The sequence below is a fragment of the Lysinibacillus mangiferihumi genome (genome assembly GCF_003049665.1).
GTDB lineage: Bacteria > Bacillota > Bacilli > Bacillales_A > Planococcaceae > Lysinibacillus > Lysinibacillus mangiferihumi.
Map to the genome: position 1 here is coordinate 47,016 of NZ_PYWM01000010.1, position 25,713 is coordinate 72,728.

Below are 25,713 nucleotides of genomic sequence, written 5' to 3' on the forward strand. Positions count from 1 at the left end.
CTCCTTTTTAACATACATTTATCCTTTTACAGTTGAACGTTCTTCTAACGTGTCAAAGGAATCACGGAAGTGTTGAAATGAGCGTTCAAAAATATCGATAAAGTCTTCACCATAAATATTACGAATAACAGCCATCACATCTAAAAATTCCGGGAAGCGACCATATAAGTCTTTTAACGCTAACGAGCCCTCAAGTACAGAATGATATGTGTTATGATAATTGCTATTCATTTCAATAATAAGGTCTGTCCCTGTGTCAGTGAGCTCTACATAAGTATTACGTTTGTCATCATCACGTTTCGAAAACTTTAGTAATCCACGTTCTTCTAGTTTTTTAGAGAAGTTAAAAGCGGTTGAAACGTGCATTACGCCAAATTTTGCTACATCTGAAATGGAAGCCCCTTTTAAATGATAGGAAATCCACAGTATATGGTGCTCGTTAATGTTTAAATCATAAGGTTTAATCCACTGTTGCCAATCCTTTTCAACTGCTTTCCATAAGGCCTTTGATAACTGTGCAATTCTTTGACTGTAAAGCATCGCTTCTTTTTGTGTGTATAGTTCCTCTGACAAAGCCATCACCTGCTGCTTTCTTTAACATTTTAAAATTATTATAGCAATAAAGAAAAAAAGTTTAAAGTTAGAAAAATTAAAAAATTGAAAAGTGGTTAAAAAATAATATTTTGATGATTATTTTTGGTAAAAAAATGTGATTTTATTTCGGAATATAAAACTTTATACCTGCGCTTTTTCTTGTGGTTTTTTCTTTTTATCGGTAAATTGTGCAATGTTTTTCTCGATTTCGTTAATTGAATTCTGTAATGCTTCTATTTCTTGTTGTAAATTATTCTTTGTCGGTTCGATTTCTTGTGAGAAAGTAGTAATCGACTGTTTTAGATCATTTATTATTTGTGGTATATTATTTTTTGCTTCATTTGTCAATGTGCTAACGGATTGTTTCACGTTGTTAACTTGATATTTAACATCTTGAAGCTTTTCTTTTGCACTATCTGTGTTAGACAGTAAAGTAGTGCGTAATTGTTGACCTGATTGAGGTGTTGAAAAAAGGACCGCAATGGCACCACCAATAATGCCTGTTGTTAATCCGAGTAAAAATGGTCTTGCTTTCATAATTAAGTACCCTCATTTCTATATTTGTTATCTTTTCCTCTATTAAACCATGAAATCCATAGATTCAAAAAGAAAAAAGAAGCTAAACGAGTGATTTTGCTTCACATTTTAGCTTCTTCCCTTATATTTAGGCTTAAAACGTCTTACGTTCGCACCTGTATTCATTGTTCGTTAAAAAAGTGTAGCAACAAGCAATAGCTGCTGCGATGTTATAAAGCTTGTGAAATTGCTGTGTTGAATTTAGAGCGTTTCACTAATTTTGCAACGATTGGATAGATAATCACAAAGGCTACAACGTTAAATGCAACAGCTGGTATGACAACACCAACAAATAACATTGTGAATGTTGCGCCAACGTTTGCGTTAAACACAAAAAGGGCAACGGATAAAAAGACTGTACCTGATAAAATGGTACCTAACCCAACTAAAATAGCTGATACAGCAAAATGACTAACAACTTTTTTCAGCATGATCAGTATTGCTAAAAACGCAAATCCAGTAACTGCTTTATCAATAATATTTGGGATAAAGCCTGCTGGGAAAGTTGTAAACAAACCTGATAGTACCCCTGTTGACAAGGAAAGTAAAAACGTTTCTTTTATTGTAGGGAACAATAAAATACCGATAAACATCATTGTTAACATGAAGTCAGGTTTCATGCCATTAACCATACCTGGTGTGACCACATAAAGGGCAGCACCGACACCAACTAAGAGTGCCATTAACACTAAATTTTTTGTATTCATTTCTAATCTCTCCTCAACTATGCTAATCTAGTCGTCTCCTAACGTGTCCTCATGACCGTTAGCGAAACTTATTAGTGATTGTACGCTAAAATTGTTCGTTTGACAATAGCGTTCCATGTCCAATTGTAACCAGCACTCATGTATGCAAATTGTTTGCGTGCCTGGCACCAAAGAATGCACTAAAGATTCGCTTTAATGCTGTCGGCAACTTCTGTCAATTGAGCTGGCGTATATTTTTGTGTTTGCCAAATTAAGCCTAAGCCTTCTTTTTCGTCATAACGCGGAATAAAATGTAAGTGGTAGTGGAAAACAGTTTGTCCAGCTGCGGCACCATTGTTATTAATGGTATTCATGCCAATTGGGTTAAATGCTGCTTTAATGGCATTGGCTAGCTTTGGTGCGACCGCATATAAATTACGCGCTACATCTTCAGGCATTTCAAATAGGTCTTGGCAGTGCTGTTTAGGTATTAATAAAGTATGACCTTTTGCAACAGGTGCAATGTCCGTGAATGCATAGACATGTTCATCTTCATATACTTTTGTGCTTGGAATTGTTCCATCAATGATTTTGCAAAATAGGCAATCGCTCATTCGTAAAATCCCCCTTATTTAATATGTAAGTTTATTCTATCATACTCATAACTGAATCATTTGCTAATTTTTGATAAAATAATAACTAGAAGAGGAGTGAGGGTATGTCGGTATTAGAAGTGCAACATGTGACAGGTGGTTATACGAAAAAGCCTGTGATTAAAGATTTGTCATTTACAATAGGTAAAGGAGAACTTGTCGGGCTAATAGGTTTAAATGGTGCAGGTAAAAGTACGACCATTAAACATATCATAGGTACAATGCTCCCAAAGGAAGGCGACATTCGTCTAAATGGCGTAACGTTAAAAGAAAACACGGACAAGTATCGAACAGCATTTTCATATATTCCTGAAACACCAGTTTTATATGATGAGTTAACATTGCGTGAACATCTGGCATTAACAGCAATGGCCTATGGTATAGATGAGGCTACACTTGCGGCCCGTTCTGAACAGTTGTTAAAAGAATTTCGAATGGAAAAGCGTTTAAACTGGTTTCCATCGCATTTCTCCAAAGGAATGCGTCAGAAAGTGATGATTATGTGTGCTTTTTTAGTTAATCCAAGCCTCTATATTATAGATGAGCCGTTTGTTGGGCTCGACCCGCTTGGTATTCAATCATTGCTAGATCAAATGGATACAAAGAAAAAGGAAGGGGCATCGATTTTAATGTCCACGCACATTTTATCGACGGCCGAAAAACATTGTGACCGCATTATCTTATTGCATGAAGGAAGAGTGCGAGCGCAAGGAACGATGGCTGATTTACGTAAAGCATTTGCAATGCCTCATGCAACGTTAGATGACCTCTATATTGCTATGACGAAGGAGCGGGACCATGAAGAACATGCGTGATGTATGGTCCTCGCGCTTCATGCACTATATCAGTGAAGTACAAAAATATATGCAGTTTATTTTCACTGGACATATAGCGATTGTACTTGTATTTCTTGTTGGAGCCGGGGGCTATCAATATAGTGAATGGTTGAAAATCGTAGAAACAGATTTTCCGGCGGAAGGGCTCATTGCTTTAATAATCGGTATACTATTAGCATTTAGCCGCCCAACAACATTATTGCGCGAGCCAGACCAAGTATATTTATTGCCATTAGAATCAAAAATGTCACAGTATTTTAAAAAGGCGCTAGCGTGGACGTTTTGGTCACAAGTTTGGATTGTGGCAATTGTTTATATCGTTTGTATTCCGTTAATAAAAGCTGTCACAGAATTAACAACCTTAAATATTTGGTCAATATTTTTCATTGTCATCGCCTTGAAATTTGTAAGTGTGCAGGGAGAATTTAGTTATCGTTATAGTGAACGTGGTCACTACGTATGGGTCGATCGATTAGTACGCGCTATCGTATGTGGTGTAACCGTTTATATGGGGCTTCAAATGCAGCTTCTGTTAGCACTCGTTGTGGCGGTCATCGGATATGTCTATGTATGGGTGTTTCGTAAAAAATGTGCGAATGAGCCTGTACCATATGAACATTTTGTAAAACTAGAACAAAATCGCATGATGAGTTTCTACCGTTTTGCAAATTATTTCACAGATGTACCCCATCTACATGGAAGTATTCGACGGAGAGCGTGGCTTGACTGGTTTTATCAGTTCATTCCCTACCAAAAGGGCAATGCTCAAAAGTATTTAGTGTTCCGTACGTTTATTCGGACAGACGATCATTTTTATTTATGGCTTCGATTAACGGTTATCTCAGCCGTAATTGCAGCCTTTGTCAATACACCATTGGTAACATGGAGTGTGGCTGGTGCACTTAGCTTTGCGACGACGATTCAGCTAAAGCAAGCATTAATAGCTAGCGGAGAATTCCGTATGGACATGCTTTATCCATTGCCAGAAAATGCACGTAAAGTTGCCGTTCAGCAACTAGTGCGCCTGACTATGATTGCCCAAGCTGTAATTGTCGGTCTTTGTGGTGTGACACAGCCGATGTTTTATGTGACACCCATCATCATCTTTGTGGTAAGTGAATTGACTGCCAAGATGTCTAAGTCTTAAAAACAGGATGTTTTGTTAGGAGCAATGTTAAAAAGCTCATTTTACCGAATCTTCGTAGGTAAAATGAGCTTTTTGTTTATTTGACATATTGATATTCGAGGGCAGCGTTTAACATAACTTTTGCTGCGACAAGCATACCTTTTTCATCAATATCAAATTTTGGATGATGATGTGGTGCATATTCAGTAGGAGCTGCTCCTGTGAAGAAAAATGTCCCTGGCTTTTCCTCTAAGTAGTAAGCGAAATCTTCACCGCCCATTGTAGCTGGTATTTCAACAACATCGCAAATATCTTGCGCGATATCTCGAATAAAACATGTTTCTTTTTCATGATTGACAATTGCAGGATAGCCTCGACGGTAATCAAGTTCTATCGTGCAATCTTGAGCAATTTCAGTGCCATGTACAACCCGTTTAAATTCACGTTCCATCGTTTCACGTACCTCTTTGTCAAAAGTACGGATTGTGCCATTTAAATAGGCTGTATCTGCAATAATGTTATCAGCATTCGAAGCAACGAATGAGCCAACTGTAAGAACTGCTGACTCAGTTGGCGCTACACGGCGTGCCACAAGTTGTTGCAAGTTCATAACAAGTTGGGAGCCAATCACAATAGCGTCTTTTGTTTGATGAGGGTGTGCGCCATGGCCACCTTTACCTTGAATTTTCAGTTCAAAACTATCAACTGCTGCCATTAATGGACCAACCCGGTAGCCAATCATACCCGTTGGATGATTGGATGATAGGTGTGTTCCAAATATAGCATCAACCCCGTTCAGTGCACCTGCTTGTACCATACCGATAGCACCACCTGGATCGGCTTCTTCAGCATGTTGATGAATCAGCACATATTCTCCTGCTAAGTCATCGCGCATTTCCCATAAAAGTTTTCCTATGATTAATAATGTAGCGGTATGCCCATCATGACCACAAGCATGCATAACACCAGCTACTGTCGATTTGTAAGGGACGTCCTTTTCATCTTGGATAGGAAGTGCATCAAAATCTGCACGTAAGGCAATTCTTTTACCAGGTTTGTTCCCTTTAATGCGCGCGATTAGTCCGTAGCCGCTAACATTTGGTTCAACAGGGACACCGAGCTTTTGATAATATTGCATAATATAATTGGCTGTTTCTTGTTCTTGGAAGCTTAGTTCTGGATGCATATGTAGATGGCGGCGAATCGCCACCATTTCTTCAAAATGAGCATCAATTTTTTCGAGTAATTGTTGATTCATAAATAAGTGCTCCTTTTAAAAATTAAGCCTCTTCTTCTTGAGGGGCAACACTATATGTTGAAACATAGGAAGCGGCAGAAAAAATATTTTGTTGTCGCATGCCAGTCGGCTCTTCACGTTGGGCATGAGCTGTTTTATAAGCTTGTGAGCTTTTCCATGCTTCAAATGAGTGTGGTCCATTCCATTGTGTCATGACAATATACGTGTCACCATTCAATGGACGTAGTAGTCGGAACGCCACAAAACCAGGCTCGTCTTCAATTGCACGTGCGCGATTTAAAAAACGATGTTCAAATACAGGACGACCTTCATCAGTAACGGGAATATTGTTGAAGACAAAGAAGCCGCGTTCTTCTAATTCGTTTACAGAATCCAATACTTCGAATTTACGTGGCGTTGCAAAAACAGATTTTCCTTCTGTTTCATGTATAAGCACAGAATTTCCTTCTCCGTGCAATAAAATCATTTGCTCATCAGGGTACTTATTTTTCACCTGTTCCATAAATTCTCCTGTGCCAGAAGTTAAATAAATATACATTATTTTGCCCTCCTTATGAATAGCTAAAATTGCGTGATTAACTCCATTTAAGTGCAAGTCGAATGCTTTGTCAAAAAAGAAGGCGCGTAGAAAGAACAATTTTATGACATTTCATGAGGAAAACTATACAATAGCAGAGGAAGCGTTTACTATTGAAAACGGATATCAATAATAATGGAATAAACAAGTGATTTTTTAAGATTTGAATTTCATCGAGGGGAAGGAAATAATCAATGACAACACTTTTTAATGATACACTTCTACGTGCTGCAAAAGGAGAAAGGACTGAACATACACCGGTCTGGTATATGCGACAGGCAGGTCGTTCTCAGCCAGAATATCGTGCAATTAAAGAAAAATATTCATTAGAGGAAATTACACATCAACCTGAGCTTTGTGCGTATGTAACACGTTTGCCGGTAGAAAACTACAATGTGGACGCTGCAATTTTATATAAAGATATCGTAACGCCACTACCAGGTATCGGTATAGATGTGAAAATTAAAGCGGGTGTAGGCCCAGTTATTTCTAATCCAATTCGCTCAGCAACAGACGTGGAAAAATTAGGTGAGTTCAATGCAAAGGAACATACACCTTTCGTATTAGAGACAATAAAATTACTAACAGAAGAACAACTTCATGTGCCATTAATATGTTTTGCAGGAGCGCCATTTACATTAGCGAGCTATATGATTGAAGGCGGACCTTCTAAAAACTATAATAAAACAAAATCATTTATGGTTTCAGAACCACAAGCATGGTTTGCGCTAATGGATAAATTAGCAGATATGATTATTGCGGACGTTTCTGCACAAGTAGAAGCAGGTGCTAAAGCGATCCAAATATTTGACTCATGGGTAGGTGCTTTAAGTGTGGAAGACTATCGTGTCTTCATTAAACCTGTTATGACACGTATTTTCGGCGAGTTAAAAAAAGAAAATGTACCACTTATTCAATTCGGTGTAGGTGCAAGCCATTTAGTAAAAGAATGGCATGATTTACCAATCGATGTAGTAGGCTTAGATTGGCGCTTACCAATTAAAGAAGCGCGCGCAAAAGGTATAACAAAACCAGTACAAGGAAACTTAGATCCTTCATTATTACTTGCTGATTGGTCAGTAATTGAAAAACGAACAAAAGATATTATCGATCAAGGCTTAGAGGTGCCAGGTCATATCTTTAATTTAGGCCATGGTGTATTCCCAGAGGTTGATCCAGCAGTATTAAAACGTTTAACAACACTTATTCATGAATATAGTGCCCAACAAATTCAAGCACATTCGTAAAGTAAGTGTAAGTAAAAAGTAAATTTAACTAAACGATTACACTTCTTTTGATGTAGTTGTTGTTAACGTATAGAAATCATACAAAAAATATAGCTTAACTATTATTTAGAGGTGAAAAGGACTATGAAAAAAGTTAAAGGTTTATTAGTGATGGCATATGGTACACCCTATAAAGAAGAAGATATTGAACCGTACTACACACATATTCGTCATGGGCGTAAACCGTCTGACGAGCATTTAGAAGATTTACGCAGTCGCTATGAGGCGATTGGTGGTTTATCACCACTGGCTGCTGCAACAGAAGCACAGGCTGAAGCTTTGTGTGCACGTTTAAATGAAGTGCAAGATGAGGTAGAATACAAGCTATTTATTGGTTTAAAGCATATTCATCCGTTTATTGAGGATGCAGTGGAGGAAATGGTCGCTGCGGGCATTAAAGAAGCCGTATCAATCGTCTTAGCACCACATTTTTCAACATTCTCTATTAAATCATACAATGGCCGCGCAGCGGAAACAGCAGGTGACCGCCTAACAATTACGTCTGTTGAGTCTTGGTATGATGAGCCTAAGTTTATTGAATATTGGAAGGAGAAAGTGAACGAAACATTCGATGCTATGTCTGCTGAAGAACGCGAGAAGGCTTGCTTAATCGTATCAGCGCATTCACTTCCAGTAAAAATTAAAGAACTAGGCGATCCTTACGAAGACCAATTAATTGAAACAGCTCGCTTAATACAAGAAGCTACGGGTGTGAAAAATGTAGAAGTGGGCTGGCAATCAGCAGGACAAACACCAGAGCCATGGTTTGGTCCAGATGTGCAAGATTTAACACGTGATCTTTATGAGCAAAAGGGGTACCGTTCATTTGTTTACACACCAGTAGGGTTTGTAACAGAACATTTAGAGGTACTTTACGATAACGATTATGAATGTAAAGTTGTTTGCGATGAGTTAGGTGCTAACTATTATCGTCCTGCAATGCCAAATACACATCCATTATTTATTGATGCGATGGTAGATGCAATTCATAAAAAATTAAGCTAAGCGAAAAGAAAGTGATGATGTTGGTGACTCAAAAAAGACGAAAGGTAGTTGTTGTTGGCGGTGGCATTACAGGCCTTACAGCTGCGTTCTATATGCAAAAACAAGCGCGTACAAAAGAATTGCCGGTAGATATCGTACTTGTCGAGTCGTCATTACGTCTTGGCGGAAAAATCCAAACGCTTAGAAAAGACGGCTTTATTATCGAGCGTGGACCAGAATCCTTTTTCGATCGTGAAAGTCATGTGCAAGCACTGGCAAAAGAGCTTAGTATTGAACATGAGATGATCACTGGAGATTCGGGCCCAACTTATGTAGCTGTAGGAAGTAAATTGTACCCTATTCCGAGCAGTCTGATGTCAGGAGCAACGCCACATATCTCGTCATTCATTACATCTGGTTTGTTTTCACTTAGTGGAAAAATTCGTGCAGCGGGAGATTTTATTCTCCCGCGTTCTGCACGGGTTGACGACCAACCATTAGGGGAGTTTTTTCGAAGGAGATTTGGCGCAGAGGTTGTAGAAAACCTAGTGGAACCTTTACTTGCAGGAACATTTGCAGGGGATATTGAACAGCTAAGTATGCGCTCTATATTTCCACAGCTTTACGAATTGGAGCAAAAATATCGCAGTTTGCTCTTCGGTATGAAGAAATCAGGTACAAATTTTTTAAGTTACAATCAGATAACAAAGGATAAGGGGATTTTTCAAACCTTTGAAAATGGACTTGAGACACTGATCGAAAAGTTAGAAGAATCTCTACTTCCAGGGACAGTTATGAAGGGTGCGAAAGTAGAACAAATTGATCATGGTAAAGATGGTGCTGTGCAAGTCGTCCTAAATAATTTTTCGCATATAACAGCAGATGCAATTATAATCGCAACGCCATTTAATGTGGCACAAAAGATGTTTAGTAAGCATCAGCTTTTGACAGAGTTAAATACGATGAAAGCCGCAACTATTGCTACAGTGACGATGGCATTTAAAAAAGAGCAACTTGGAGACTTAGATGCACTTTCGTTTTTTGTCTCTAGAAATAGTGATTTTTCAATAACATCTTGTACGTGGATTAATCGAAAATGGCCGAATACTACCCCTGAAGGCTATGTATTATTACGTAGTTATATTGGTCGTGTCGGTGATGAAACAATCGTTGCCTTATCTGATTCAGAGATTGAAAAGACAGTATTACAAGATTTAAAGAATACAATAGGGCTAGACGGTGAACCCGTGACAACCGTTGTCTCTCGTTGGAAAAACGCTATGCCACAATATACTGTTGGACATGAAGCTAAAATTGCTCGTGTAAAGGAAGAACTTTATCAACACTTTCCAACAGTAAAACTTGCAGGCAGCTCTTTTGAGGGAATTTCAATTCCGGAGTGTGTAGAGCAAGGCTGTAAAGTGGCAAATGAAGTTTTAAGTGATATTTTTAAACAGGAACAGTAAAAGGAGGCTGGGACATAACTAGAAAAATTTAAGGAATAGAGGAAAGCTGTTCATAAATTTTTGCTATATGGAGACCTTAGCTATTCTTGCTTTTGCAAAAAAAAAAAATTAGAAGTGTTCACTAGTTGTTGGTAGCGAAGGAGGTGACTCCAGCTCAGAACAGCACATAATGTTAGACGCGGGCATTCTGCGCGCAAGCAGAGGGTTGCGGCTTACTGTGCTGAGCGGAAAGCACCGTCGTAGCGGACAACAACGGCATAGCAAAAAAGTGTTAGATTGATTAGGTTCAATCTAACACTTTTTCTCTTATGTCCCAGCTACTTTTTTCTTGATAGGATGTTTTTTTAAGTATTTGTTTAAAGCATAATTACTAGTTTGAATAATCATAAAGTGGCTGTCGGGTCATTTTGGATATACAGCACGTTAATTTTGAGAGAATTTTAAGAGAGGTTTATCGTTTCACTGCCTATGAAATTGCGATTGTGAAAGAGGACTTTATATAGCTAAATAAATATCAAATTATGCAGATGAAAAGACAATAACTGCAAGAGGTTAGTTCTTGCAGTTATTGTCTATTTCTAATCTTTCAATTCCTTTTTTGCTTCATCTACAAATGACCAATATATTTGATAAAATTCCTTCTTTTTAATCGATTCTGCTGGTGTTAAACCATAATGCCATTTTCCATTAACACTTTCTAGTAATGTATGTCCTGCGATGGTTACATCATAGTCATAACCACCTAAAGAATTCATAGTTGCACTAACAATACCACCACCTGATAGTGGTTTATTGGTTTCTATAGTAATGTTATCCTTTTTGTTTAAATAATCAACAAGTGACCGTTCTCCCAAGGGTAGCATCCTATTTTCAGATCCATGTTTTTTTATGGCATTCATGGCCTGTTGATGTAGTGTTTTTCGATCTGGAGATACTGGTGAAATATATTGTGCCAGTAATTTTTCAATTTGTATATTAATTGCTGTGCTTTCATCAGCATTTCTTAGTGCAGATTTTGCAGCGATTGCAGTTCTAGTAGCTACTGCTTTAATTTGGTTTATTAACTCATCCTGTGAAGGAATCTTCATACCTTTTGTCGGTATCACATTCCAATTAGGTGTATATAAACTATTCAGACCTAATGAAACTGTATTTATATGCGATGTCTTACCGACTTCATTTTTTGTATAGTTCCATAATGAGGGGGAAGTATTTGGATTTTCTTTTTGAAATTCGTATTTTTCTGCCAACCGGGATTGGTCGTCTTTTTTCTCGTAATTTGTATTCGTTTTGTATATGGGTTTAGATTGTATTTGCGATAAAGTAGTGATTTTCATAATTATATTCCACCGCCTTCGAATAGAAATGATAAGTAGTTATTAAAAAGTGGATGTCTAGAGTATAGATTAATATCTAGTGCAGTTTTAAAAAGTTATTTATATTCTACAATCATTGTACTACCCATTACAGTGAACCCATCCATGCCTGTATGCTGCATAAGAATATTTCCTTCTATTTGGACGAACCAATTAGTATTGGCTTTTGCATCCTTAAAGGCTGTTGTTTTGCTAGTAGATGTAGGCTTATCGGTCTTTTGGAACTTTACAGCAACTGGTGAACCACTACCATTGCTAATAAGATAGTTGTCAATCGATGTATATTTTGATTGTGTGACTGTTATATTAGTTGGACAATAAATCGTGATGCTGACTACTTTTGAATCATCAGGGATCACTTTGGTTAAATCAATGGATTGACCGATAGATTTAATTTTCCCTGTTTGTCCTGTTGATGTAGCGAAATCCTTAGATAGTATACTTGTTTTCGACGGATTAGTTGCGTACGCATCTAGTACATCATCTAATGGTACCTCAATGCTTTTTATTTCAATGTCATCTGTATCAGTTGGTATGTTTTCTGTTGCAAGCGTAGCAGAAGTCCCCATCGATAATACCATGGCTGCCGTTAGTCCTGAGTATATAAGCTTCTTCAAATTCAAAACCACCTTATATATTTTTTTATATCTTTAGACTGCACTATGAACTATTGTATCACCAAATTCCAAAATTTTCATACATAAACAATGTTTACAAAATATGTGTTTAGCGATAATGGAGAATAGGTCCACAATATGCAAGATTTTGCACGCTAGGAGCTTAGGAGATAAAAAAGACTTCCTTATAACAATCATACATAAACTAATGGTTACCATAATGTGATTCCTTCTTACGATAAAGTCTTTTGCTATTGATAGTAAACACGCGCTGTTATCAGCTAGCAATGTGTCATAAATTTACCTTTCAAGTTTCACGCAGATTTCACAAATGTGAAGTATAGTTAGAGGGCAGAGGTGATGATTTTGAAAAAATGGGCATTCTTCATTTTTTCTTTTATACAAATTATTTGGTTAGCAGGGTGTACAGAGAAATCTTTTGAGCCGATTGAACGTAATCAGCATTTTATAGCGTCTCTCAATATTCAAGAACCATCCCTTGATTTTATTGATGATCAGGGTGGAGTTTTTGCATCTTGGACATTTGACAAAGCGTATACAGGCGCAATACTCCTCGATAAGGACCAAATTTTACTATATGGTCATCAATTAGATGAAATAGATGTTTTTGCACTTTCGACAGGTAAAAAGCTCTATTCAAAAAAAGTAGAAATTGGCACGACCAATGTGTATTATGCGCCGAAGTTCAAACAATTTTTTGTTACGAATAGTAAGATGAATACAGTGACAAGCTTTGATGTGGAAGGCAATGAACTTGCTTCACAGCGGCTTGGCAATTATCCGATGTCGATGGCAACGTATAAAGATAAGCTTTATGTGGTGAACTATAAAGACACGAAACTATCAGTGTTATCCATTAAAGATTTAGCGATAGAACAACAGTGGCCAATAGAAAAATCGTCACATGGGATTGTCATTATTGAAGAGACAAATGAGTTATGGATTGGTGGACACGGTGAAGGAAGCAAACCGAATAGTTCGGTGAAACGTTATGATCTTACAACGGGTGCTGTTCATGGTCAAATAGAAATGCCTTTAATGCCAGTAGGTTTAACAAAGACGAAAGATAATGTGTTAGTGGTCAGCCATGGTCATAATGAATTATATGTCGTGGATTTTAATGGTACAGTGAAATGGCATAAAGAGGTAGGGGCCAACCCATTTGTTGTAAATCAGTTTAAGAATTATATTGTTGTAGCTGGCTATGACGACCACACATTATATTTTATAAAAGACGGTCAGGTACAAAAAACAGTTGATGTTGGTAAAGGTGCATTTCAACTGTTAGTAAGGGAGGAAGAAAAGTGACAACGGTATTAATTGTTGATGATGAGCAAGATATGCGTAATTTAATCGAAATGATGCTCAATAATTCCAAGTTCGAGACCTTTACAGCTGCAAATGGAACTGAGGCGTACGATATTATTGTGCGGGAAAAAATCGACTTAGTTCTATTAGATGTGATGATGCCGCATGAAGATGGTTTTACAGTTTGTCAAAGTATTCGTGCGATGTCGAATGTTCCTGTAATTTTCTTAACGGCACGAGATGCGAATGAGGATAAAGTAAAGGGTCTGACACTCGGTGGAGATGATTATATCGTAAAGCCGTTTACAAATGATGAACTAGTGGCACGAATGCATGCTGTATTAAGAAGAAGTGGTTCTAATATAACCGATTTGCAGCAAAATATTGTTGTCTTTGGGTCCATTAAATTAGATGAGATTTCTCGGAAAGTTTCAGTTGAAGGGAAAGTAATCCCGTTAACTTTAAAGGAATTTGAATTATTACATTTATTTATGAAAAATCCAGGCAATGCCTATTCACGTGAACAATTGTTAGAGCGTATTTGGGATATAGATTATTTAGGGGGAACAAGGACGGTTGATACCCATATAAAAACATTACGCTTGAAGCTTGGAAAGGAAGCGGCAGGGTATATTCAAACCGTTTGGGGAGTAGGCTACCGCTTTGACCCTGGCGAATGAAAAAGATTTCCACACGTATTTGGCTACTAATATTTGCATTTTTGATTATTACAGTTGTTTTTATGTATGTACTGACTGATTTTTTATATGAACAGCTTTATGTGGAAGATACAGAAAGCATGATGATCGAGGTCGGTACAAAGTTACAAACAATGTATACGAGTGGCAAAGTGACAGATGAATTTATTGCTGATATTGAACATTATAATAATTATTCTAATTTAAATATTTTTGCTGTTAGAAATCCACGTGAACTTAGTGCATGTGTTCCGTTTGATATTGATTATGAAACATTGATAGGTGCAGAAGAACGGCAACAATTGCTAGAAGGTAATTATGTGCAAAAGATTGGCTATGAGCCTCGGTTCGATCGGCAACTTATTTCAGTTGTTCTGCCATTAGTAGATCAAAACAGGTTAGAGGGCATTATTTATATTTACTTCCCATTAGCAAAAATCAGTGAGTTAGCAAGCCAAGAAGTCATTTTCTTATTTTTGAGCGCATTTGTCTTTTTGATTGTGATGAGCTTCTTTGTATATAAAGGTATTCAACGTATTATGCGGCCATTAAATAACTTACAAATAGCAGTGGAGCAAATGTCGTATGGTCATTATGAAACACGAGTGCCGGTTAAATCTAGTGATGAAATAGGTAAACTATCCAGCACTTTTAACGGCATGGCGGAGGCTATACAACGTGAAGATGAAGTACAAAAAACATTTTTAGCAACTGTTTCTCATGAATTACGAACACCTATTAGCTATGTAAAAGGGTATAGTGAAGCAATGCAAAATGGTATTATTGCAGAAGAGCAAAAACAAGAGACCATTCAGTTGATCGTGCGAGAAGCAAATCGTATGGAACGTTTAACAAATGAGCTTCTTCAACTTGCTCGAATGGAAAACGAACAGAAGGATATTGCCCTTTATCCGATTCCACTTGCAGAAACATTACGAGAAGTACGAAAAATTTTAATGCATCAAGCTCAAAAAAAGAATATTACGTTGCATCTTAATGTAGATGATGAACTAATTGTCAAAGCGGATGAAGTGAAGCTTAAGCAAATATTTATTAACATTATCGAAAATGCTATTAATTACTCTTATGAACAGTCAACAGTGGACATTGTGGCAGTCGAAAATAATGGGCATGCACTTATTACGATAAAGGATGATGGCATCGGTATACCGCTGGAAGATTTATCGCATGTGACAGAGCGTTTCTATCGTGTTAATAAAGCGCGTAGTCGTGCAGATGGTGGCAGTGGCTTAGGTCTATCTATAGTGGAACAATTATTAAAGCAGTTACATGGTAAAATTGAAATCGAAAGTGAATTAGATAAAGGTACAACAGTAAAGATTACGATGCCGTTAATGGAGGAATAGAACATGAAGAAGTGGATTTTGACATTGTTAGCTGTACCCGCATTATTAGTTGGGTGTGGGGAAAAGAAAGAACCGGCTACAACTTCCACATTAGAGGAGCCTCAAATGTTGGAAGTAGAAATATTAACGTCAAAAGAAGTAGCAATTAATGCTCCGGTCGAGCTAGCTGCTCACGTTACCCAAGGTGAAAAAAATATTGATGATGCAATCGTAGAATTCGAAGTGTGGGAATCAGGTAAACGCGATGAAGGTCAAATGTTAGAAGGTAAATTAGAGAAAGATGGCGTCTATAAAGCCCAGACAACATTCGATCATGACGGCGTATATTATATGTTTGCTCATACTACAGCTAATGGCATTCATAATATGCCGAAACAGCAAATTACTGCTGGTACACCTGATATGACAAAAGTAATTCAAGAAGATGAAAAAGCCAATATGAACATGCCAAATCAAGGTACAGATTCATCAGAGGACACAGAGCAACAAGAAAATGAAAAAAATCATCATTAAAAGCTTGCATTATTTTTAAAATAGGAATATTATAATGACCAGATGACCGAAATGGTTTTCTGGTCATTATTTAATTTCAGTGTACAAAAGGTGTACATAACTTAACAGGAAAGGATGTCACAAATGGATCGTAGGCAGGAAATTATTGAAGCAGCTGCAAAATCATTTACGTTGTTTGGCTACAAGGCAACGACGATGGAACAAGTGGCGAAAATTGCGAATGTCGGTAAAGGAACGATTTATACATTCTTTGCAAATAAAGAAATTTTATTTCAAGAGATTGCGATGTCACTTGTACGTGAGATGAAGGCGGAAGCGGATGCAGTGTTGGATGTATCAGCAAGCTTTATGGATAATGCGCATCATGCTTTAATGAAAATGCTACAGTTCCGTGAGAAGCATCTTTTATTTGCGAAGTTAATAGAAGAAGAAAAAGAATTACGTACGCCAGCGGTCAAACAAGTTCTAATTCGCATTGAGTCTGAAATATTATCTTATATGGCAACATTAATTCAACGACGAATTGATAAAGGTGAAATTCGAGATTGTGATGCAGAGTTAGTAAGTTACCTGTTATTAAAAGCGTATTTAGCGTTCGTAGTAGATTGGCATGAGCTACATGGCGACATGATTCCAGAAGAAAAGATACTAAATCTTTTTAAGGAGACAATCTTTCGAGGGCTCGTTCTTTAAGAAAAAATCTACAAATTTTACACATGGTGAAGTTTGCGATTTTTTTGCAGTAAAATGACCAAATGACGTTTTCGGTCAACTAGTATAGGAGTGAGAAAAAATATGATTAAAGCTGAATGGCTGAAAATCCTTAAAACAAGAAAAATGCTTGTTTCAATAATCGCTGTCCTATTTATTCCGGTCATGTATGCAGGCATGTTTTTATGGGCGTTTTGGGATCCATATGCAGGTATGTCTAATTTGCCGGTAGCGATTGTTAATGATGATAAGGGTGCAGAAATGGATGGAGTGAAGTTAGACTTAGGGAATACCTTAGTCGATAAACTCGTCGATAGTAAGCAATTTGACTTTATAGAAGTGTCAAAAGAAGAAGCAGAAAAAGGATTAAATGGTCGAGACTATTACATGATTTTAGAAATCCCAACAAATTTCTCAGAGCATGCTACGACTTTACTTGATGACAAACCTTCTAAATTAGTAATGAATTATATTCCGAATGAAGGCTTGAACTTCTTAGGAGCACAAATTGGCGAAACAGCAATGGATCGCATTCGTGCGGAAGTAAATACGCAAGTTTCTGCTACGTATGCAGAAAAATTATTTGATTCTATTGCCACAATGGGAGATGGCTTTACAGAAGCAGCTGATGGTTCTGTTAAGTTAGACGAAGGCGCTCAAAAGGTAGCAAATGGAGCGAAAGATTTAAAAGGATACTTAGAGCAATTAGCTTCTAGCACAATTGAACTTTCTGATGGTACAGATAAAATTACCAAAGGTGCAGCGAAAGCGGCTACGGGTGCTAACGACTTATCAACTGGTCTTGTGAAATTAGAGAATGGTACAGTGCAGTTACAGCAAGGTGCACAGCAGGCAGCTGCAGGTGCAACAAGTCTTCAACAAGGTCTATCTCAATACACACAAGGTGTAGCGAAAGTAGAAGCAGGCCTTACAACAATAACTGAAAAACAACAGCAAATTATTGCTGGTGCAACATCAGTTGCTGAAAATGCTGGTAAGCTAAACAGTTCAGCAAATCAGTTATCTAATGGTTCTGCACAAGTGGAAGCAGGTATTGCGGCTCTAACAGCACAGCTAAACAGCACAATTGATGCAATGCCAGCAGAGCAAGCCGCTGCTTTAAAGCAAACGTTAGCTGAGTTACAAGCTGGTAGTACCAATGTGCACAACGGTTTAAATGCATTAGCAGCAGGTACTGAAAAATTACAAGCTGGTGCTAACCAAGTTAGCGGTGGTGCATCACAAATTGCTGCAGGTCAAAAAGATGTTTTAGCTGGTGCAAATGCATTAGCAGCAAAAAGCAATGAACTAGTTCAAGGTGCACAAAGCCTTCAAGCTGGTAATGCCACTCTTGCTAGTAAACTAGGTGAATTACATGCAGGTGTAAACACAGCTGTTGCTGGTTCACAAACATTAGCTTCAGGATTAAATGACTTAGCGAGTGGTACAACAACATTGAATAAAGGTACTTCAACACTTGCTTCAAAATCTGGTGAGTTAGCAGAAGGCTCTGCAACACTTGCTGATGGTTCAACTGAACTTGCCGATGGTACAGCGACACTATCTAGCAAATTAGGTGAAGCTAGTGAAAAAGCAAACGAAGTACATGCAAATAATGACACATATGATATGGTTGGTAGTCCGGTTGAAGTAGAAAAAGAATCAATCAACCATGTTCCAAACTATGGTACAGGTTTCGCACCTTACTTTATTTCACTTGGATTATTTGTTGGAGCATTGCTAATTTCAATCGTATTCCCACTTGTAGAACCAGCAATTCGTCCGAAAAATGGCGCATCATGGTTTACAAGTAAAGTGACAGTCCTTGCATTCGTAGGTTTAGTGCAAACTTTATTAACAGTAGCCATTGTAAAATGGGGCTTAGGTCTTGAAGTACAAAATTTAGGTTACTTTGTACTAACGGCGTTACTAACAAGTTATGTGTTCCTAGCCTTAATTCAAATGTTAGTTTCTATTTTCGGTGATCCAGGTCGTTTTATTGCCATTGTTGTACTGATTTTACAACTTACAACAAGCGCGGGTACATTCCCACTTGAACTGATTCCATCACCATTGCAAGTATTCAATAAATTATTGCCAATGACATATACTGTTCAAGCGTTTAAAGCAAGCATCTCAACAGGCGACATGACGTATTTATGGCAAAACTATGGTATGTTATTTGGCTACCTAATTGTGTTCTTAGTTATTACTTTTGGTTATTTCATGTTATTACACACAAAACGTTACTCAAAAGTAGCAGAAGAAAATTAAACGAGTGCCAGTCACTCAAACAATTAGTGACTGGCACTCAAACAATTTGGCACTTAGCATAATATAGGCTCCTAAATCGTAAAAATCCACTTCGCTTTCCGCGGGCACAGTGTAAGCCGCAACCCTCGCTGTCGCGCGGTTTGTTGCGTCTTACAACTTGTGCTGTTCCCGCAGGAGTCTACGTGGATTTTTACTTAGTGCCAGTCACTCAAACAATTTCATTTTAAATGTAAAACAGCAGCTGATATGAGCGTATCAGCTGCTGTTTTGTGTAAGTGTAAGAGATTTAATTAATGGTTCATCATAAATGTATGATGAGTGGTGTCATTATTAGTTCGTGTGGGGCACGAAATGACGTTACAGCATAGGCAAATGCTTATAGGCAGTTACATTTTTCACAAGTGTTGCTGTAGCATTCGCTTTGTTCTTCGATCTTTTCACCGCATTCTGTGCATTGTTTTGCAGGTAAGTTCTTGAAAAATTCAACTACGTTTTCTAACATTGTGGACTCCTCCTTTAAGTTCATCTGTACTATTACTGTTTTATTATTTTCTAGTGTATTATAACAGATGCGTTTCGTCAACACAAAATGCCTAATTTACGTTAAAATAAAATATGGATATTTTGTGAAGGAGGAAACGACTATGATTTTCGTTGATAATAAAGGGATTCATGATCCACGCATTAACCTTGCCATTGAGGAGTATTTACTAAAGACAATGGATGTAGAGAAGGAACCGGTGCTGTTATTTTACATAAATCAGCCATCTATTATTATTGGGAAGAACCAAAATACGATTGAAGAGATTAATACAGATTATGTTGAAGATAATGGTATCATCGTTGTGCGCCGCCTTTCTGGTGGAGGTGCGGTGTACCATGACCTTGGAAACTTGAACTATAGCTTTATTACGAAGGACGATGGCGATAGCTTTATGAATTATAAAAAATTCACACAGCCAGTTGTCGACGCGCTTGCAAAAATGGGCGTAAATGCGGAGTTATCGGGTCGTAATGATATTTTAGCTGAAGGACGTAAAGTATCTGGTAACGCGCAGTTTTCTACTAAAGGCCGTATGTTTAGTCATGGGACATTACTGTTTGATACAGAAATAGATGCAGTTGTATCTGCATTGAAAGTAAAGAAAGATAAAATTGAATCAAAGGGTATTAAATCCATTCGTTCACGTGTAGCAAATATTTCTGAGTTTTTAAAGGATAAAATGACCGTTGAAGCATTCCGCTTAGAAATTTTAAAATCCATTTTCGGTGGCGAAGAAAACATTCGTTATTATGAGCTAACGGAAGAAGATTGGGCAAATATTCATCAATTATCTGCTGAACGCTATCAAACTTGGGAATGGAACTACGGGAAATCCCCTCGCTTTAATATTCAAAAAACACATCGCTTCCCTACAGGTGGGATTGATATCCGCCTAGAAGTGAACCACGGCATTATCGAAGAAGCACATATTTTCGGTGATTTCTTCGGGGTGGGCGATATTGCCGATGTTGAGCAACGCTTAGTTGGTACAAACTATGATCGTGCTGCGATTGCGATGTCTTTAGATGATATCAATATCCCAACATACTTTGGTGGCATTTCTACAGAAGAGTTTTTACAGTTAATTTATTAACAGTAGACAAAAAATAGTTGGCTAATGCCTTTTCCTAAAAAAGATATTTTAGCCTAACTTGGTGTATATGATGGCAGTCATGCTGTGGAAAAATTAAAGTCTAAACATGATGGAACCGTTGAACTTGAAATTACCAATATATTCACAATAAATAGGGCACGCGCAATTAGGGCGCGTAGCCTTTTTTTGGTACAATATATGATAGAAAGGAGTGTCATTATGGAGAAGCATCGAATATTTATTGTCGAGGATGATGTGAAAATTGCATCATTGCTTGCAGAAACACTGAGGAAATATCAATACGAAGTGGAAACGATTCAAGAATTTGACCACTTAATAGAAGAATTTACAGCCTTTAATCCACATATGGTTTTGCTTGATATAAATTTACCTGCGTATGACGGCTATTACTGGTGTCGTCAGCTACGTCAACATACAACATGTCCCATCATTTTCATTTCAGCGCGTTCTGGTGAAATGGATCAAATTTTTGCGCTTGAAAATGGGGGTGACGATTTTATTACAAAGCCATTTAATTACGAAATCGTTCTCGCTAAAATCCGTAGTCACTTGCGTCGTACATATGGAGAATATGCCGCTAGACAAGAAGAACGGACGATTAAACAAGGACAGCTTATACTGCATTTAGAGCGTATGGAGCTGCACAAAAATGATTTAGAAATTCCATTACAGAAAAAAGAATGTATTATTTTAGAATTGTTAATGGGCCATGCACCCAAAGTAGTAACACGTGAGCAACTGCTAGAGGAGCTATGGGACGATCAAGCATTTGTCGATGAAAATACGTTAAATGTGAACATGACACGTGTTCGCAAGAAGCTAGCCGATTATCATATTGCCTCAACAATTGAGACTGTTCGCGGAGCAGGCTATCGTTTTATATTAAGTGCGGGTGAGCTGTAATGGGCTGGAAATTATTTTTACGTGATTATGCAACATTTTTTATTTTTCAACTGATTTTAGTCGGTTTTATTATGGTGTTGTACTGGCTTGATGGCTTTCGTAACGTCGATACGGCTATTTATTCTGTAAGTATTAGCTTGGTATTACTATGCTCTTTTTTACTTATTCGTTATTTAATGCGCCAAAGTTATTTGGGTAAAATATTACATCTTCCAAAATCAATGGAAGATGTGTTACAAAAAAATGCCAAGACACCAGAAGCGGTGCAAGTAGAAAAATATATGCATGAACTGTACCGACTGTATCAGCATGAGCTTCATTCCTTGTATGCTAGCCAAAAGCGCCACGATCAATTTATGAATCAATGGGTACATCAAATGAAAACGCCTATTTCTGTCATTGAGATGCTGTTACAGGATGAACGCCCTCTCGATAAAAAGAATGTGCAAGAAGAAATAGATCGCTTACGTAGAGGATTGGATATGGTGCTTGTTAACGCACGTCTAGAAAATTTTGAAGAGGATATGCAAGTCGAACAAATTCCGTTAAAAACAATTGTTACTGCAACTGTTAATGAAAATAAACGTTTATTTATTACGAATCGTGTTTTTCCAGAAATCCATATTGAGGACGATATTATCGTAGCAAGTGATTCAAAGTGGCTTCGATTTATCATCGGGCAATTTGTAACAAACGCAGTGAAATATACATTTGAAGAGAATAAAAAAATCGTGATGTCTGCGATTAAACAAGATGATCATATTCAGTTAGCGATTTGTGATGAAGGAATTGGTATTCCTGCTTCGGACCTTTCACGTGTGACCAAAGCCTTTTTTACAGGTGAAAATGGGCGTAAAACTGGAGAATCCACAGGTATGGGCTTGTATTTAGCAAAGGAAATCTGCGGAAAACTAGGGCATCAATTGGACATTACATCTGAAGTAGGCAAAGGGACGATTGTCACCGTGACATTTACAAATTAGGGGGAGCAGAAATGGCAGAAGTACGGATTGAAGACTGGGTATTAAATATTGAATTAGATAAAACGAAGGAGTTGTACGCGTCACACACAGAACTTTGTGATTGTTTGTTTTGTGAAAATTTCCGTCAGGCAAGCTTATGCCTACAAGATGAAGTTGTGCATTTTTGTGATGCACTTGGGCTAAACTTACATAAACCAAGTCTCCTAAATGCTTTCCCAGTTGAAGGCGAGCAAGTGATGTATAGTGGGCACTATTCAGTTTATGGTGAAATAATTGAAGGTGAGTTAGATGCATGGGATGTGGTAGTTGGAGAGCATTGCTTTAGTCTAGTGCAAGAAGAAGTGAAGAATGCTTCAGCCGAAATAGAACCGCACTTTCAAATTGGCTTTGAGGTGGTATTCAATTGGCTTTTACCAAAATCTATGGAATTAATCGAGAAATAAGGTGAACAAAGTATGCCTATTTTAGAAATAAAGGATGTTACGAAAGTATACGAGGGCAAGGTGACGCATCGTGCACTCAATCAATTAAGCTTTGAGGTTGAACAAGGCGAGTTTTTAGCAGTAATGGGTCCATCAGGAAGCGGCAAGACGACGTTATTAAATATTATTTCTACGATTGATGAACCAACAAGTGGGGAAATCATTTTAGATGGCATGAACCCGCATAAGCTAAATGCGACAGAGCTTGCTTATTTTAGAAGAAGACAGCTCGGCTTTGTATTTCAGGATTTTAATTTATTGCATATGCTTACGGTTGAAGAAAATATTGTATTGCCGTTAACGCTCGATCAGCAGCCGTTAGAAGTAATGGAGGAGCGTCTTGCAGGTATTGTAGAAAAGCTTGATTTAACTTCCTTTTTGCATAAACGTCCGAATGAAATTTCAGGTGGACAAGCACAGAGAACCGCCATTGGAAGGGCGCTGATTCACAATCCAAGCCTTATTTTAGCTGATGAACCAACAGGGAATTTAGATTCGAATTCCTCGCGTGATGTCCTTGAACTATTAACAAAAATTAATAAAGAAAAACAAACGACAATCGTGATGGTGACACATGATCCAATCGCCGCAAGTTATTGTGATCGTGTGCTCTTTATTAAGGATGGGGAATTTTTCAATGAGATTTATCGTGATGATCGACGTCAAATGTTTTTCCAACGAATTTTAAATGTATTGAGCTTACTAGGAGGAGGGCAAGTAGGTGACCTTTCGACAATTCGCTTACCGTAATGTCGTACGGAACAGCCGTATTTACGGTGCCTTTTTTATGGCAAGCTTTTTTTCTGTGGCTGTATTTTTTATCTATTCAATGCTGATGTTTCATCCAGATATTGAACGTGGGATTTTAGGAGAAGTATCATTAGTCGGCATGATTGGTGCAGAAATCGTACTTGTCCTCTTTACTTTGTTCTTTTTATATTATTCCATGAGTGCCTTTCTAGAGGCGAGATCCCATGAGTTCGCTATTTTATTGCATCTTGGGATGGAAAAGCGCCAAATGAACAAACTTGTCTTTTTAGAAACAATGATTATTGGCTCAGGTTCGATTATTGTGGGCATTATTTTTGGCTTCTCATTTTCTAAGTTTTTCTTTATGATCGTTCGAGAAATTTTACATTTAGAGAATTTGCCGCTCTATGTATCTTGGCAACCTTTTTTGCTTACGATAGGAGTCTTCACAAGTGCTTTTGTAGTTATTTCGTTTATTAGCGTATATTTTACACGTGAGAGAAAATTGCGAGATCTTATCAAAGGGAATGATTATTTAACTAGTGTGGCTAGTTATTCAAAGATTCGCGCAACATATGGTGTTATTTTGATTTTAGCAACGTATGCACTGGCAGTTATCGTTTCCCATACGACGATGATAGGTTTAACTTTATTGATACCTTTCTCGGCAACATTTGGAACGTATTATTTTTTTAGTGATTCAGTACCGTTCTTTTTAGAAATTGCTCGTGGGAAACGTAAATTTCATTGGCGACGTTATCGCTTATTATCTTTAGCCGAGCAGACACATATTATGATGGATAATGTGAAAATGTTCTTCGTTGTTACAATGGTTTCGACACTGGCGTTTTTATCAGTCGGTGTTTTAGCTACAATGTCTTCTTATACGACGCAATATGATCGATTAAATCCATTAGGGCTTATTTATAAAGGAGATATTAATAATCCGTTTGAGGCTGAGCATATCAATTCTTTGCGTATGCAGTTAGAAGACAAGGGTTTATCCTATCATTTATCCCGTTTTCTTGTTGTCAAGCAAACATCCTCCTTTACACACAATGAGGTGGAAGTATTCCGCGAATCTGATATGAATGTCTTGTTGTCTTCTTTTAACTATCCGTTAATTGATTTGGCGTCTGGTGAGGCAGTGTTTATACCATATTCCGAAGAGTCTTTGAAAAAACTTAAAAATATAGTAGTCCATACAATTTTAGAAGAAAACAACATTCCTATTACTATCGATAGTGTCTATCCTAAAATCGTATTCCCAGGTTCCATTGTTAGTGTAAACTCGATTGTGATTAGTGATGAAGACTTTGTGAAGCTTGTAAAGCCGATTACTAGTAAGGGCGCTGTGCAACCCGTCTATCATTTATTTACATTCGATATTCCACAGTGGATGGAGACGAAGGAAATTGGCAAGGATATAGTGGATGTTGCCTCAACGGAATATTTTTATAGTATAAAGAAGGGCAAGCATAGTCCATTTTATTTTGAAAATGCAGGATTAAATTATTCTTATATATTAGCTACCTACTCATTATTTACATTAGTTGGTGTTTTAGTGGCCACTGTCTTTTTATTAGCTGCTGGTAGTTTTATTTACTTTAAATTGCATACCTCACTTGAACGAGAAAAGCGGAAATTTGATGTACTAAAACGCATGGGCTTAACAGATATTGAGTTGAAAAAGCTGGTCAATCGTCATTTATTCCCGCAATTTTTCTTACCGTGGGGCGTTGCTATGATGCACAGTGGCTTTGCTTTCATTATGGTGCAGGGCATTTTAAAAGACATTGCTAATATTTCAATTGTGAAAGAAGTGTTCTTTGCATTTGGCTTTTTTGTCCTAATACAAGTTATCTATTTTTACTTAATTCGTTGGCGTTACATCTCCCATATCCGTTCTTGAAAATACGTACAAAAGAGAAAAAAATGATTTTTTTAACGGTAATATTGACACGAAATAAAAAGTTTCATTGTTTTTTAGATATATTTCTTATATAATAT

The 25,713-nt window shown here is 37.4% G+C and carries 26 protein-coding genes; 17 read left to right on the forward strand and 9 right to left on the reverse strand.

Features of this window, described 5'->3' with window-relative positions; all coding sequences use genetic code 11:
* Positions 1–18: 18 nt before the first annotated feature.
* From C9J37_RS11305 to C9J37_RS11320, 4 genes are all read right to left on the reverse strand, one after another.
* A complete protein-coding gene (locus C9J37_RS11305; protein ID WP_107895428.1) occupies positions 19–579 on the reverse strand; it encodes an HTH-type transcriptional regulator Hpr in 561 nt (186 codons plus the stop codon).
* 156 nt (positions 580–735) lie between these two features.
* Positions 736–1,131, reverse strand: coding sequence for a YtxH domain-containing protein (locus C9J37_RS11310; protein WP_107895429.1), 396 nt, complete (start codon positions 1,129–1,131; stop codon positions 736–738).
* A 209-nt stretch (positions 1,132–1,340) separates the two neighbouring features.
* Positions 1,341–1,877 carry a tryptophan transporter gene (locus C9J37_RS11315; protein ID WP_107895430.1) on the reverse strand — a complete coding sequence of 179 codons (537 nt, stop codon included), beginning with the start codon at positions 1,875–1,877 and terminating at the stop codon, positions 1,341–1,343.
* Between the two features lie 179 nt (positions 1,878–2,056).
* Positions 2,057–2,470: an HIT family protein gene (locus tag C9J37_RS11320; protein ID WP_107895431.1), complete on the reverse strand. Its 414-nt coding sequence runs from the start codon at positions 2,468–2,470 to the stop codon at positions 2,057–2,059.
* A gap of 104 nt (positions 2,471–2,574) precedes the next feature.
* On the opposite strand from C9J37_RS11320, the gene C9J37_RS11325 reads away from it, so the two are divergent.
* Both C9J37_RS11325 and C9J37_RS11330 read left to right on the forward strand, forming a co-directional pair.
* Positions 2,575–3,324, forward strand: coding sequence for an ABC transporter ATP-binding protein (locus tag C9J37_RS11325; RefSeq protein ID WP_107895432.1), 750 nt, complete (start codon positions 2,575–2,577; stop codon positions 3,322–3,324).
* Positions 3,308–4,492 carry an ABC transporter permease gene (locus C9J37_RS11330; protein ID WP_107895433.1) on the forward strand — a complete coding sequence of 395 codons (1,185 nt, stop codon included), beginning with the start codon at positions 3,308–3,310 and terminating at the stop codon, positions 4,490–4,492. Before C9J37_RS11325 ends, C9J37_RS11330 begins: the two co-directional genes overlap by 17 nt.
* A gap of 76 nt (positions 4,493–4,568) precedes the next feature.
* Here C9J37_RS11330 and C9J37_RS11335 read toward each other — a convergent pair whose 3' ends face one another.
* Both C9J37_RS11335 and C9J37_RS11340 read right to left on the reverse strand, forming a co-directional pair.
* Positions 4,569–5,729 (reverse strand): amidohydrolase, encoded by a 1,161-nt coding sequence (locus tag C9J37_RS11335; protein ID WP_107895434.1) that lies wholly within the window; start codon positions 5,727–5,729, stop codon positions 4,569–4,571.
* Positions 5,730–5,751: 22 nt separating this feature from the next.
* The gene (locus C9J37_RS11340) at positions 5,752–6,267 is read right to left on the reverse strand and encodes an antibiotic biosynthesis monooxygenase family protein (RefSeq protein WP_107895435.1); all 516 of its coding nucleotides are present in this window, start codon (positions 6,265–6,267) and stop codon (positions 5,752–5,754) included.
* Between the two features lie 233 nt (positions 6,268–6,500).
* Here C9J37_RS11340 and hemE point away from each other — a divergent pair, with 233 nt between their 5' ends.
* The 3 genes from hemE (at position 6,501) to hemY (ending at position 10,042) form a co-directional block, all read left to right on the forward strand.
* The gene (hemE, locus tag C9J37_RS11345; RefSeq protein ID WP_107895436.1) at positions 6,501–7,553 is read left to right on the forward strand and encodes a uroporphyrinogen decarboxylase; all 1,053 of its coding nucleotides are present in this window, start codon (positions 6,501–6,503) and stop codon (positions 7,551–7,553) included.
* A gap of 123 nt (positions 7,554–7,676) precedes the next feature.
* Positions 7,677–8,597 carry a ferrochelatase gene (hemH, locus tag C9J37_RS11350; protein ID WP_103977681.1) on the forward strand — a complete coding sequence of 307 codons (921 nt, stop codon included), beginning with the start codon at positions 7,677–7,679 and terminating at the stop codon, positions 8,595–8,597.
* A 14-nt stretch (positions 8,598–8,611) separates the two neighbouring features.
* Entirely contained in the window at positions 8,612–10,042 is a 1,431-nt protein-coding gene (gene hemY / locus C9J37_RS11355) for a protoporphyrinogen oxidase (RefSeq protein WP_107895437.1), read from the forward strand.
* 578 nt (positions 10,043–10,620) lie between these two features.
* On the opposite strand, the gene C9J37_RS11360 is transcribed toward hemY, so the two are convergent.
* Positions 10,621–11,379: a hypothetical protein gene (locus C9J37_RS11360; RefSeq protein ID WP_107895438.1), complete on the reverse strand. Its 759-nt coding sequence runs from the start codon at positions 11,377–11,379 to the stop codon at positions 10,621–10,623.
* Between the two features lie 95 nt (positions 11,380–11,474).
* The gene (locus tag C9J37_RS11365) at positions 11,475–12,035 is read right to left on the reverse strand and encodes a hypothetical protein (protein ID WP_107895439.1); all 561 of its coding nucleotides are present in this window, start codon (positions 12,033–12,035) and stop codon (positions 11,475–11,477) included.
* A 360-nt stretch (positions 12,036–12,395) separates the two neighbouring features.
* Here C9J37_RS11365 and C9J37_RS11370 point away from each other — a divergent pair, with 360 nt between their 5' ends.
* The 6 genes from C9J37_RS11370 (at position 12,396) to C9J37_RS11395 (ending at position 18,927) form a co-directional block, all read left to right on the forward strand.
* Complete coding sequence (locus C9J37_RS11370; protein ID WP_235617092.1) at positions 12,396–13,364, forward strand: YncE family protein; 969 nt, start codon at positions 12,396–12,398, stop codon at positions 13,362–13,364.
* Positions 13,361–14,044 carry a response regulator transcription factor gene (locus C9J37_RS11375; RefSeq protein ID WP_107895440.1) on the forward strand — a complete coding sequence of 228 codons (684 nt, stop codon included), beginning with the start codon at positions 13,361–13,363 and terminating at the stop codon, positions 14,042–14,044. The genes C9J37_RS11370 and C9J37_RS11375 overlap by 4 nt, the downstream gene beginning before the upstream one ends.
* Complete coding sequence (locus C9J37_RS11380) at positions 14,041–15,429, forward strand: sensor histidine kinase (RefSeq protein WP_107895441.1); 1,389 nt, start codon at positions 14,041–14,043, stop codon at positions 15,427–15,429. Before C9J37_RS11375 ends, C9J37_RS11380 begins: the two co-directional genes overlap by 4 nt.
* Positions 15,430–15,432: 3 nt before the next feature.
* Entirely contained in the window at positions 15,433–15,942 is a 510-nt protein-coding gene (locus C9J37_RS11385) for a FixH family protein (protein WP_107895442.1), read from the forward strand.
* A 123-nt stretch (positions 15,943–16,065) separates the two neighbouring features.
* Positions 16,066–16,635: a TetR/AcrR family transcriptional regulator gene (locus tag C9J37_RS11390; RefSeq protein ID WP_024363870.1), complete on the forward strand. Its 570-nt coding sequence runs from the start codon at positions 16,066–16,068 to the stop codon at positions 16,633–16,635.
* A 102-nt stretch (positions 16,636–16,737) separates the two neighbouring features.
* Positions 16,738–18,927 carry a YhgE/Pip family protein gene (locus tag C9J37_RS11395; protein ID WP_107895443.1) on the forward strand — a complete coding sequence of 730 codons (2,190 nt, stop codon included), beginning with the start codon at positions 16,738–16,740 and terminating at the stop codon, positions 18,925–18,927.
* Between the two features lie 376 nt (positions 18,928–19,303).
* On the opposite strand, the gene yhfH is transcribed toward C9J37_RS11395, so the two are convergent.
* Complete coding sequence (yhfH, locus tag C9J37_RS11400; RefSeq protein WP_069514604.1) at positions 19,304–19,429, reverse strand: protein YhfH; 126 nt, start codon at positions 19,427–19,429, stop codon at positions 19,304–19,306.
* Positions 19,430–19,571: 142 nt separating this feature from the next.
* On the opposite strand from yhfH, the gene C9J37_RS11405 reads away from it, so the two are divergent.
* The 6 genes from C9J37_RS11405 (at position 19,572) to C9J37_RS11430 (ending at position 25,615) form a co-directional block, all read left to right on the forward strand.
* Entirely contained in the window at positions 19,572–20,564 is a 993-nt protein-coding gene (locus C9J37_RS11405) for a lipoate--protein ligase (RefSeq protein ID WP_107895444.1), read from the forward strand.
* Positions 20,565–20,783: 219 nt separating this feature from the next.
* Positions 20,784–21,488: a response regulator transcription factor gene (locus C9J37_RS11410; RefSeq protein ID WP_107895445.1), complete on the forward strand. Its 705-nt coding sequence runs from the start codon at positions 20,784–20,786 to the stop codon at positions 21,486–21,488.
* Entirely contained in the window at positions 21,488–22,471 is a 984-nt protein-coding gene (locus tag C9J37_RS11415; RefSeq protein ID WP_024363874.1) for a sensor histidine kinase, read from the forward strand. Before C9J37_RS11410 ends, C9J37_RS11415 begins: the two co-directional genes overlap by 1 nt.
* A gap of 11 nt (positions 22,472–22,482) precedes the next feature.
* Positions 22,483–22,914 (forward strand): hypothetical protein, encoded by a 432-nt coding sequence (locus C9J37_RS11420; RefSeq protein ID WP_107895446.1) that lies wholly within the window; start codon positions 22,483–22,485, stop codon positions 22,912–22,914.
* Between the two features lie 12 nt (positions 22,915–22,926).
* A complete protein-coding gene (locus tag C9J37_RS11425) occupies positions 22,927–23,703 on the forward strand; it encodes an ABC transporter ATP-binding protein (protein ID WP_024363876.1) in 777 nt (258 codons plus the stop codon).
* Entirely contained in the window at positions 23,675–25,615 is a 1,941-nt protein-coding gene (locus tag C9J37_RS11430; protein ID WP_107895447.1) for an FtsX-like permease family protein, read from the forward strand. Before C9J37_RS11425 ends, C9J37_RS11430 begins: the two co-directional genes overlap by 29 nt.
* Positions 25,616–25,713 lie beyond the last annotated feature (98 nt).

What these genes read in the sequence shown, in the direction of transcription:
- C9J37_RS11305 (WP_107895428.1), bottom strand. Translation starts at nt 579, where the DNA reads ATGGCTTTGTCAGAGGAACTATACACACAAAAAGAAGCGATGCTTTAC.
- C9J37_RS11310 (WP_107895429.1), bottom strand. Translation starts at nt 1,131, where the DNA reads ATGAAAGCAAGACCATTTTTACTCGGATTAACAACAGGCATTATTGGT.
- C9J37_RS11315 (WP_107895430.1), bottom strand. Translation starts at nt 1,877, where the DNA reads ATGAATACAAAAAATTTAGTGTTAATGGCACTCTTAGTTGGTGTCGGT.
- C9J37_RS11320 (WP_107895431.1), bottom strand. Translation starts at nt 2,470, where the DNA reads ATGAGCGATTGCCTATTTTGCAAAATCATTGATGGAACAATTCCAAGC.
- C9J37_RS11325 (WP_107895432.1), top strand. Translation starts at nt 2,575, where the DNA reads ATGTCGGTATTAGAAGTGCAACATGTGACAGGTGGTTATACGAAAAAG.
- C9J37_RS11330 (WP_107895433.1), top strand. Translation starts at nt 3,308, where the DNA reads ATGAAGAACATGCGTGATGTATGGTCCTCGCGCTTCATGCACTATATC.
- C9J37_RS11335 (WP_107895434.1), bottom strand. Translation starts at nt 5,729, where the DNA reads ATGAATCAACAATTACTCGAAAAAATTGATGCTCATTTTGAAGAAATG.
- C9J37_RS11340 (WP_107895435.1), bottom strand. Translation starts at nt 6,267, where the DNA reads ATGTATATTTATTTAACTTCTGGCACAGGAGAATTTATGGAACAGGTG.
- hemE (WP_107895436.1), top strand. Translation starts at nt 6,501, where the DNA reads ATGACAACACTTTTTAATGATACACTTCTACGTGCTGCAAAAGGAGAA.
- hemH (WP_103977681.1), top strand. Translation starts at nt 7,677, where the DNA reads ATGAAAAAAGTTAAAGGTTTATTAGTGATGGCATATGGTACACCCTAT.
- hemY (WP_107895437.1), top strand. Translation starts at nt 8,612, where the DNA reads ATGATGTTGGTGACTCAAAAAAGACGAAAGGTAGTTGTTGTTGGCGGT.
- C9J37_RS11360 (WP_107895438.1), bottom strand. Translation starts at nt 11,379, where the DNA reads ATGAAAATCACTACTTTATCGCAAATACAATCTAAACCCATATACAAA.
- C9J37_RS11370 (WP_235617092.1), top strand. Translation starts at nt 12,396, where the DNA reads ATGATTTTGAAAAAATGGGCATTCTTCATTTTTTCTTTTATACAAATT.
- C9J37_RS11380 (WP_107895441.1), top strand. Translation starts at nt 14,041, where the DNA reads ATGAAAAAGATTTCCACACGTATTTGGCTACTAATATTTGCATTTTTG.
- C9J37_RS11385 (WP_107895442.1), top strand. Translation starts at nt 15,433, where the DNA reads ATGAAGAAGTGGATTTTGACATTGTTAGCTGTACCCGCATTATTAGTT.
- C9J37_RS11390 (WP_024363870.1), top strand. Translation starts at nt 16,066, where the DNA reads ATGGATCGTAGGCAGGAAATTATTGAAGCAGCTGCAAAATCATTTACG.
- C9J37_RS11395 (WP_107895443.1), top strand. Translation starts at nt 16,738, where the DNA reads ATGATTAAAGCTGAATGGCTGAAAATCCTTAAAACAAGAAAAATGCTT.
- yhfH (WP_069514604.1), bottom strand. Translation starts at nt 19,429, where the DNA reads ATGTTAGAAAACGTAGTTGAATTTTTCAAGAACTTACCTGCAAAACAA.
- C9J37_RS11405 (WP_107895444.1), top strand. Translation starts at nt 19,572, where the DNA reads ATGATTTTCGTTGATAATAAAGGGATTCATGATCCACGCATTAACCTT.
- C9J37_RS11410 (WP_107895445.1), top strand. Translation starts at nt 20,784, where the DNA reads ATGGAGAAGCATCGAATATTTATTGTCGAGGATGATGTGAAAATTGCA.
- C9J37_RS11415 (WP_024363874.1), top strand. Translation starts at nt 21,488, where the DNA reads ATGGGCTGGAAATTATTTTTACGTGATTATGCAACATTTTTTATTTTT.
- C9J37_RS11420 (WP_107895446.1), top strand. Translation starts at nt 22,483, where the DNA reads ATGGCAGAAGTACGGATTGAAGACTGGGTATTAAATATTGAATTAGAT.
- C9J37_RS11425 (WP_024363876.1), top strand. Translation starts at nt 22,927, where the DNA reads ATGCCTATTTTAGAAATAAAGGATGTTACGAAAGTATACGAGGGCAAG.